This is a genomic window from Sphingopyxis sp. (genome assembly GCF_036402335.1).
In the GTDB taxonomy this organism is placed as follows: domain Bacteria; phylum Pseudomonadota; class Alphaproteobacteria; order Sphingomonadales; family Sphingomonadaceae; genus Sphingopyxis.
Genome location: NZ_DASWTD010000525.1, coordinates 1 through 9,169, shown reverse-complemented (window position 1 = coordinate 9,169; position 9,169 = coordinate 1). Strand labels below are relative to the sequence as shown.

6 protein-coding genes are annotated in these 9,169 nt (G+C 64.6%); all 6 read left to right on the top strand.

All coding sequences use genetic code 11. The features are described from left to right. Positions 1 to 1,813, top strand: a 1,813-nt coding sequence (locus tag VGD20_RS17125) for a TonB-dependent receptor domain-containing protein (protein ID WP_331135588.1), incomplete at its 5' end; no start/stop codon positions are given. A 78-nt stretch (positions 1,814 to 1,891) separates the two neighbouring features. Beyond that, the gene (locus VGD20_RS17120) at positions 1,892 to 3,844 is read left to right on the top strand and encodes a S9 family peptidase (RefSeq protein ID WP_331135587.1); all 1,953 of its coding nucleotides are present in this window, start codon (positions 1,892 to 1,894) and stop codon (positions 3,842 to 3,844) included. Further along, complete coding sequence (locus VGD20_RS17115; protein ID WP_331135586.1) at positions 3,841 to 5,652, top strand: DUF885 domain-containing protein; 1,812 nt, start codon at positions 3,841 to 3,843, stop codon at positions 5,650 to 5,652. Before VGD20_RS17120 ends, VGD20_RS17115 begins: the two co-directional genes overlap by 4 nt. Beyond that, the gene (locus VGD20_RS17110; protein ID WP_331135585.1) at positions 5,649 to 7,457 is read left to right on the top strand and encodes a DUF885 domain-containing protein; all 1,809 of its coding nucleotides are present in this window, start codon (positions 5,649 to 5,651) and stop codon (positions 7,455 to 7,457) included. The genes VGD20_RS17115 and VGD20_RS17110 overlap by 4 nt, the downstream gene beginning before the upstream one ends. Further along, complete coding sequence (locus tag VGD20_RS17105; protein WP_331135584.1) at positions 7,454 to 8,677, top strand: hypothetical protein; 1,224 nt, start codon at positions 7,454 to 7,456, stop codon at positions 8,675 to 8,677. The genes VGD20_RS17110 and VGD20_RS17105 overlap by 4 nt, the downstream gene beginning before the upstream one ends. Further along, positions 8,674 to 9,169, top strand: a 496-nt coding sequence (locus tag VGD20_RS17100; protein WP_331135583.1) for a membrane dipeptidase, incomplete at its 3' end; no start/stop codon positions are given. The genes VGD20_RS17105 and VGD20_RS17100, both read left to right, overlap by 4 nt.

The window sequence follows — 9,169 nt, the reverse complement described above, 5'->3', positions numbered from 1 at the left end:
GCGCAGCACGCTGGCCGCGAACGGCGTCACCAACAGCTTCTTCTTCGCGCGCAACCTGAGCGACATTGTCGACCGGGACGGCGGACTGTACCGGAACCGGGTGCAATTGTGGCGCGGTGTGGTCGGGCTCAAGGGAGAGGCCAGCCTTTTTGGCGAGGACGCCAACTGGGACATTGCAATGAACTATGGGCGGAGCCGCTCGAAGGCGACGACCAAATATATCAACAGCGACCGGTTTCTGCTGGCCGTCGATGCGATCGAAGATGCCAGCGGCAATATCGTTTGTCGCTCGGGCGGGGATTGCGTGCCGCTCAATCTGTTCGGGGAAAATGTCTTCAGCGACGAAGCTGCGGCCTATGTTATCGACGAAGGGAGCGCGGTCAGCCTCAACCAGCAATTTATCATCAACGCCAACCTCAACGGATCGCTGCCCTTCAGGATCGCAAGCGAGGCGATCGATTTCAACATCGGTGTCGAGTACCGCAAGGAAAAGGGCGCCTTCACACCCGACGCGATCCTCAGCCAGCCGTCGTCGCTGCTCGGCTTTACTTTCGTCGCTCCCTATACGGGCGCCAAGGGCAGCTTTCACACAAAGGAAGTCTACGGCGAGCTTTCGGTGCCGCTCGTTTCGCCCGACCAGGACTGGCCGGTCATCAAAAGCCTGAGCATCGAGGGCGCGGCGCGTTATGTCGACCATTCGCTTGCGGGCGGCGACCTGACCTGGTCGGCAGGCGGTCGCTTCTCTCCGCGCCTGCCGGGTATCGGCGACGGGCTGCAGTTTCGCGGCGTCTACACGCGCTCGATCCGCTCGCCCGGGATCACCGAGCTTTTTTCCGGAGCATCGCCGACGCGCGGCGCGCTCAACGACCCGTGCGACAGGATACGGTATCAGGAGGGTAATAACCCAACGGTCCGCGCTGCCAATTGCACAGCCGCGCTCGCGGCGTTCGGGACGACGCCGGACCAGTTTGTAGCGACCACTGCCGGGGTCTCGCCGGTCGGGACGATTTCGGGCAATCCCAACCTCGCGAACGAAAAGGCGCGCTCGTGGTCGGCTGGCCTTGTCTACCAGCCGACCGCAATTCCGGGGCTGCGCCTCGCGGCCGACTGGAGCGAGATCAGCCTGACCGGCGGAATTCAGCGTCTCGCGATCGGCAATCTTCTGGAGGCCTGCTACGACAGCTCGAATTTCCCCAATGAGCCGTCTTGTGCCGCCTTCAGGCGGCTCGGTGCCAACGAGGCCGGGCCGGGATCGGCCAACCCGATCCGTATCGCGGGCGATATCGCCGACGGGTATAACAGCGGCTACGTCAACGTCGCGTCGATCAAGTTCGCGGGCCTTATCATATCCGCCGAATATGGCTTTGCCTTGGCACAGGACCCCGCGTCGGGCAGGCTCCAGTTCGGCGCCAAGCTGTTCCACAACGATCGATATGATGTGAAGACGTCCGCGGCGGCGGTACCGACAAGCTCGGTAGGAACGTCGGCGACACCGAGATGGTCGGGGCAGTTCAACACCGCCTATGTTACCGATCGTCTCGATCTTTCACTCCAGGCACTGTGGAGCGGGCCTGCGAAGGTAAATATTCTGCAGGACGCCGAAGATGTGCCCGATGCGGATAATCTGATCGGAACCTATTGGCGTTTCAATGCGACGGCTGGCGTCAAGATTGACGAACGGTTCCGGGTGCAGCTTGCGGTCTCCAACCTGTTCGACCGCAAGCCGAGCCGGGCGCAGCTGAACAGCCAGAACTACGGCCGGTACGACCTGCTTGGCAGGCGCTACCTGCTCACCGCGACTGCGGGATTCTAGGCTCGCCGGGGCGGCGGGAGGCGCATTTTCGTCCCCGACGACAATCTCTTCCGCGCCGCCCTCATCGAACGAAAGTGAATGAAAATGCGCAAAGGCTTGCTGCTCGCCATCGGCCTTTTGGGGCCTGCCGCCCCGGTCCTCGCCGGCGAGGCACCGCCCAGAAGCTACACGATCGAACAGCTGATGGATTCGGACGTGATCGGCGGCCTGTCGTGGTCGCCCGATGACAAAAAGCTGATCTTCACCAGCAACCGTACCGGCATCGCCAATATCTACGAAATGCCGTCGGGCGGAGGCGAGGCGACGGCCCTCACCAATTCGGTCAAGGAGACGGTGAGTGCGATCGGCTATTTTCCCGCCGACGAGCGCATCCTCTTTTCGAGCGACCAGGGCGGCAATGAACTTGCGCATATATATGTCCGCGAGCCGGACGGGACGACGCGCGACGTAACGCCGGGTGCCAGGCATGTCGCGCGCTTCGTCGAATGGGCACAGGACGGCAAAAGCTTTTTCGTCCAGACCAACGAGCGCGACCCGCGCTTCTTCGACCTCTACGAGATCCAGGCAGACGGCTATGCCAAGACGCTCCTGTTCCAAAACGACAAGGCCTATCAGGTGCGCGCGGTCAGCCCCGACCGCCGTTATGTCGGGCTCAGCCGGATCGTCGATAATGCGACCAAGCATTGCTATGTCTACGACCGGACCGCGGCGAAGCTGATCCAGCTGACCACCGAGGGTAAGCCGGTCGCGTGCGAACCGCAGACCTTTGCCGACACGGGGGCGCAGCTTTTTTACACCACCGACGACGGGGGCGAATTCGCTTTCCTCGTGCGGCAGGACCTGACCACGGGAAAGCGCGTGACCGCGTTCAAGCCCGACTGGGATGTCCAGGGCGCGAACCTGTCGCGCGACGGCAGGACACTGGTCGTGTCGGTCAACGAGGACGCGCGCTCGCGTCCCTATCTGTTCGACGCGGCGACCTTCAAGCCGCAGTCGCTCGCCGACCCGGTGCCGGGTGCAAGCAGCGGCCTGCTCCTCGCCAACCACGCGAAGAAGGCGCTTGTAACCGCGTCGAATGGTGCCACGCCGGGCGAAATCCTGCTGCTCGACCTTGCTACGGGCAAACGGACGCCGCTTCTCAACGCGCGCGCGCCCGGCGTGGCGCCAGACGATCTGGTCGCGGGCGAGGTCGTGCGGTTCAGATCCTGGGACGGCGTCACGGTGCCGGGCATTCTCTATGTGCCGAAGGGCGCGAAAAAGGGCGACGCGCTTCCTGCCGTCATCCACGTCCACGGCGGCCCCGGCGACGAAAGCAAGATCGGCTATCGTCCGTTGCAGCAATATCTCGCCAACCATGGCTATGTTGTGTTCGAGATCAACAATCGTGGCAGCAGCGGATCGGGGCGGACCTTCTACCATCTCGACGACCGCAAGCATGGCGACGCCGATCTCGACGACGTCGTAGCGGCGAAAAAGATGCTGGCGGACACGGGCTTCGTCGACCCTGCCAAGGTCGTGATCCAGGGGCAGAGCTATGGCGGCTATATGACGCTCGCCGGGCTCGCCTTCCGCCCCGATGCGTTCGCCGCGGGGGTCGATATCTATGGCGTGTCGAACTGGCCGCGCCTGCTCGCCAACACGCCAAGCTGGTGGGAGGATCTGCGCCGGCTGCTCTTCACCGAGGTCGGCGACCCCGAAAAGGACGCCGATTACCTCCGCAAGATTTCGCCCGTCTTCCACGCGGACAATATCAAGAAGCCGCTGCTCGTGCTCCAGGGCGCGAACGACCCGCGGGTGCTGCCCGTCGAGTCCGAGGATATCGTCGCCAGGGTCAAGGCGAACGGCGTGCCGGTCGACTATGTCGTGTTCGCCGACGAGGGGCACGGCTTTCGCAAAAAGGCGAACCAGATCGTCGCCTATCGCAAGATATTGGAGTTCCTCGATACGCATGTGAAGCGCGTGCCGGCCGGGACGGCCAAGGCCGAGCCGGCGGTGGTCTCGCCGCTCGGCGATTTCCCGAACGGCCGGTGAGCGACCTTCGCATCAACCGCCGCGAGCTGATCGCCGCGGGGACTTTCCTCGTCGCTACGCCGGCATGGGCTGCGCCGGCGGAGGAAAATGTGCGCCTCGATGCCTTTTTCGAAAGCGTCTTCCAGCGCGATCTGGCGCGCAATCCCGCGGCGCAATCGTCGATGGGGGTGACGGGCGGCACCGCAGGCTGGTGGCCCGACGTCAGTCAGGCGCGCGCCGACGAGAATGTCGCACTGGTGCGGCGCGATCTCGCCGAACTGAAGCGCTTCGACCGCGCGGTACTGGGCCCGCAGGCGCAGCTCAGCTACGATCTTTTCGCCTATGATGCCGAAGAGGCGATCGAGCGCCACCGCTGGCGCGGCAATCATTATCCCGTGTGCCAGATGCGCGGGCCGCAGCGCGATATTCCGCAGACGCTGATCAACAATCACCCGATCGCGAGCGTCGCCGATGCCGAAGCCTATGTCGCGCGGTTGCACGCGGTCCGGCCCTATCTGGCCGCGGTTGTGGCAGGGCTCGAACGGCAGGCAGCGAACGGGGTCGTCCCGCCGCCCTTCTCGGCGCCGCTCGTCATCGGCAATTGCGAGAAACTGATTGCTGGCGCACCCTTCCAGCCTGGCACGCCGGACAGTCCGATCCTCGCCGATTTTCGTGGCAAGCTCGCGAAGCTTCCGGTCGGAGGTGCCGAACAAGCGCGACTGGTGAAAGCGGCCGAGGCCGGCCTCGTCGAAGGCTTCGGGCCCGGCTTTCGCGGCCTCATCGACCATCTTCGTGCGATCGGGTGCGGAGTGAACTGCAACGATGGCGTCTGGCGCTTGCCCGATGGTGACGCCTATTATGCCGCGCAGCTTCGCTGGAATACGACGCTGCCGCTTTCGCCCGCCGAAGTGCATCGTATCGGGCTCGAAGAGACGGCGCGCCTCCACGGCGAGATGCGCGCCGTGGCAAAGCGCGCGGGATTTACCGGCACGCTGCCCGAGCTGTTCGCATATGTCCGTGCCGACGATCGTTTCTATTATCCTGACACCGTAGCAGGGAAGGCCGCCTATCTGGACGCGATGCGCGCGAAGATCGCCGCAGTGACTGCGCGGCTCGGCGAGTTGACGAACCATGTCCCGAGTGCCGACGTGCTGGTGAAACCGGTCGAGCCCTGGCTCGAAGCATCGGCAGGCACCGCAGGCTATTTCGCGCCTTCGGCCGATGGATCGCGTCCGGGGATACTCTACGTCAATACGCGCGACATGCGGAACCTGCCGATCTTCGAACTGTCGGCGCTCTCCTATCACGAGGGGGTTCCCGGACATCATCTCGAAAAGGCAGTGACGCGCGCGCTGACCGGGCTGCCGAAGTTTCGCGCCTTCGGCGGCTATACCGCGTTCAGCGAAGGCTGGGCGCTGTTCGCCGAGCAGCTACCGATCGACATGGGGCTTTACGACGATCCCTGGCAGGAATTCGGGCGCCTTTCGATGGAACTGATGCGCGCGGGCCGCCTCGTCACCGATACCGGCGTCCACGCGCTGCGCTGGAGCCGCGAACAGGCGGTGGCGTGGCTCGACGACAATACGCCAGCGAACCATGCCGACAATGTCACTGCGATCCAGCGCTATATCGTCACGCCGGGACAGGCCTGCGCCTACGAGATGGGCAAGCTCAAGCTGGTCGAACTGCGCGACCGTGCGCGGACGAAGCTGGGCGACGGCTTCGATCTTCGCGGTTTCAACGACAATATACTCGGCAGCGGGCCGCTGCCGCTGCCGATACTCGAAGCCAATATCGACGCGTGGATCGCAACGGGAGGACAGGGATGATCGGCAGGCGCCACTTCATCGGCTCGGCGGCGCTGGTGGGCGCGACTTTGATCGCACCGCCGGTCTTTGCGATCCAGACTGACGAGGATGCGCGGCTCGATGCCTTTTTCGAGACGATCTTCCAGCGGTCACTCGATCGCAGCCCGACGCGCCAGTCGGCGCTCGGCATCCGCCGCGATCAGGACAAGTGGGACGATATCAGCGAAGCGCGCGAGCTCGATGATCACCGGTTGCGCGAAGCCGACCATGCCGCGCTCGCAGGATTCGACGCCGCGAAGCTGTCGCCGCAGGCGGCGCTCAGCCTCCGGATGTTCGCGCGATCGACAGAACTTGCGCTCCGCGATTTCGAATGGCGCCATCATGATTATGTGATGACGCAGATGGGCGGCATGCACACGCGCGTCCCGAGCACGCTCACCAACAGTCACCCGATTGCGAGCAAGGCCGATGCCGACGCCTATATCAGGCGGCTCGAAGCCGTCGCGCCGCTGATGGCACAGGCGATCGCCCGGCTCGATGCGCAGGAGGCGAGAGGCATCCGGCCCCCGCGCTTCGTCTACGGCCTCGTGCTCGAACCCTGTCTCAACCTGCTCAAGGGGGCGCCGTTCGAAGGCGAGGGCGACAGCCCGATTTTCGCCGACTTCAAGGGCAAGATTGCAAAGGCGGACCTGGCCGATACCGACCGCGCCGACTTCGTCGCACGCGCCATCGCGGCGCTGCAAGGCGGCTTCGCGGGTGGCTATCGCGCGCTGATTGCGCATCTGCGTGCTGCCGAGGCGAAGGCCGACGAGACCGCGGGCGTCTGGAAACTGCCGGGCGGGCAGGCCTATTATGCGGCGCAGCTCGAAAACTACACCACGCTTCCGCTGAAGGCGGCCGACGTCCACGCGCTCGGGCTCCGCGAGGTCGCGAGCATCCACGATGCGATGCGCGCGATCATGAAACAGGTGGGCTTCGCGGGCGACCTCCAGGCCTTTTTCACCTTCATGCGCAGCGACCCGCGCTTCTATCATCCCGATACCGACGCCGGGCGCGCTGCCTATGTCGCCGAGGCGAATGCCCTGCTGGACGAAATCCGAGCGCGGCAGGACGAGCTGTTTGCGCGTCTGCCGAAAGCGCCGGTCGAGGTCCGCGCGATCGAGGCATGGCGCGAGAAATCGGCGCCCAAGGCGCATTATCGCAACCCGCCGCAGGATGGCTCGGCGCCGGGCATCTTCTATATCAACCTTGCCGACATGAAGGCGCAGCCGCGCTACCAGCTCGCCGCGACCCTCTATCACGAGGCGATCCCCGGCCATCATGTCGAAACCTGCATCGCGCACGAGATGGAGGGGCTCCCGAAGTTCCGCCGTTTTGCGAGCATCGCCGCCTTTTCCGAAGGCTGGGGGCTCTATTCGGAACTGCTGCCGAAAGAGATGGGGCTCTATGCCGATCCCTATTCGGATTTCGGGCGCCTTTCGCTGTCGCTGATGCGCGCCTGCCGTCTGGTGGTCGATACCGGCGTCCATGCGCTTCGATGGACGCGCGAGCAGGGCATCGCATATTTCGACGCGAACATGCCGTCGAGCCATTATGACAACCAGCGCGAGGTCGAGCGCTACATCGTCATCCCGGGTCAGGCGACCTCCTATTATATCGGGATGCAGAAGATCATCGAACTGCGCACCCGCGCGCGCGAAAGGCTCGGCGACCGGTTCGACCTTCGCCGTTTTCACGACATCACCTTGGGCGCGGGGCCGCTGCCGTTGCCGCTGCTCGAAGAACGCATCGAGGCATGGATCGCCGGGGGAGGACAATCGGCATGAAGAGTCTATCAGCGCTTCTGCTGGCGCTCGGCGGTGCGACCGCGGCGCACGCGGCGCCGCCGCATTACGATGTCGCGGCGAAATTCGACCCGCAGGGCGCACTCGACGCCGACGTCACAATCACGCTCAGCGAGTCCGAGTCCGAAAAGGCCTTCCTGCTTTCGGACCGCTTTGCGCTGCGGCCGATGGACCTGCCGGCTGGGGTGACCATGTCGGTCGAGCCGTCGACCTCGCCGATGCCGGCGCTCAACAAATACAGCTTTCGTTTCGCCGCGCCGACGGTGGACCCGGTCAAGCTGCGTTTTCGCTACGCAGGGCCGATTCTTACCGAGCACGACAGCGGAAACAAGCCGCTGCGGCCCGAGGGCTATGAACTGTTCATCGACCATATGTGGTTTCCGGTCGGCGCCGACATCCAGACGCGCTTCACCGTCGATGCGACGATCGACGGGCTTGCCCCCGACCTCGTCGTCGTCGCGCAGGGCGATGTGACGCGGACCGCGACGGGGGTGCGCATCCACCGCGATTTCCTCGACATCGACCTGCCGATGGTCGCGATGCACGGGCTCCAGCGCGCCGAGGCGCATGGCGTCGAATTCTACTCGCGCGACCTGTCGACCCGGCTGTCGGGCTGGTACGTCAAGCATGCCGAGGGTGCGGCGCGCTATTTCGAAACGATGTTCGGCCCGCTGCCGCGCAAGGTGCGGATGGCGCAGGTCTGGCGCGATCGCTCGATGGGCTATGCGCGCACCGCCTATACCGTCTTGTCCGAAGGCGGCCGGAACACGCCCGACATAACCGAGGTCAATCCCGGCCGTTATGTCGGCCACGAGATTGCGCACGCCTGGTGGATGCTCGCCAGCCCGTTGACCGATGATTTCTGGCTCGTCGAATCGGCCGCCGAATATATGTCGATGCGTTATGTCGAACATGCCTTCGGCGCCGAAGAGCTGGCGAAGAATATCGCGGCCAAGCGCGACGCGACGAAGGACGCGGGCCCGGTCATGGGGCACGGACGCCCGAACCGCATTCAGCTCTACGGCAAGGGGCCGCTGTTGCTGCTCGATCTTGAACATCGCATCGGCCGCCCCGCGATGGACCGGCTGATGATCGCGATGGCGAAGGAACCTGTCCACACGACTCCGGTCTTCCTGAAGCATCTGACCGCGATCGCCGGCGCTGATGCCGCAAGCGAGTTCGAAAAGGCGCTCCACACATGATCGTCTCGCGCCGCGCGCTGATCGGCGGCGCGGCGGCGCTGACATTCGCTGGCCCGGCGCGTGGAGCCGATTTCGGCGCGGCGCGTTACGGCAAGGCGATGGTGATCGACGGCCTGTCGTCGCTGGGCGCGCTCGATCCGAAGGCGCCGGGCATCGCGGAGCAGCTTGCGGTCTACCGTGCATCGGGACTGACCGCGATCCACCAGACAGTCGGCGCCGCAGGCAATACGCCGGGGCGTTATGAAGAAACGCTGCGCCGCATCGCGCGCTATTCGCGATTTGTCGAGGCGCTGCCTGATCATTTGCTCCATGTGCGCGCCGCTTCCGACCTCGCTGCCGCGCAGGTGAGCGGGCGGCTCGGCGTGATCTTCGGTTTCCAGGATACGGTGCCGCTCGAAACCGAGGTGGGGCGGCTCGACCTGTTCGACCTGCTCGGCGTGCGCATCGTCCAGCTCACCTACAACAAGCGGAACCTTGTCGGCGACGGCTGTC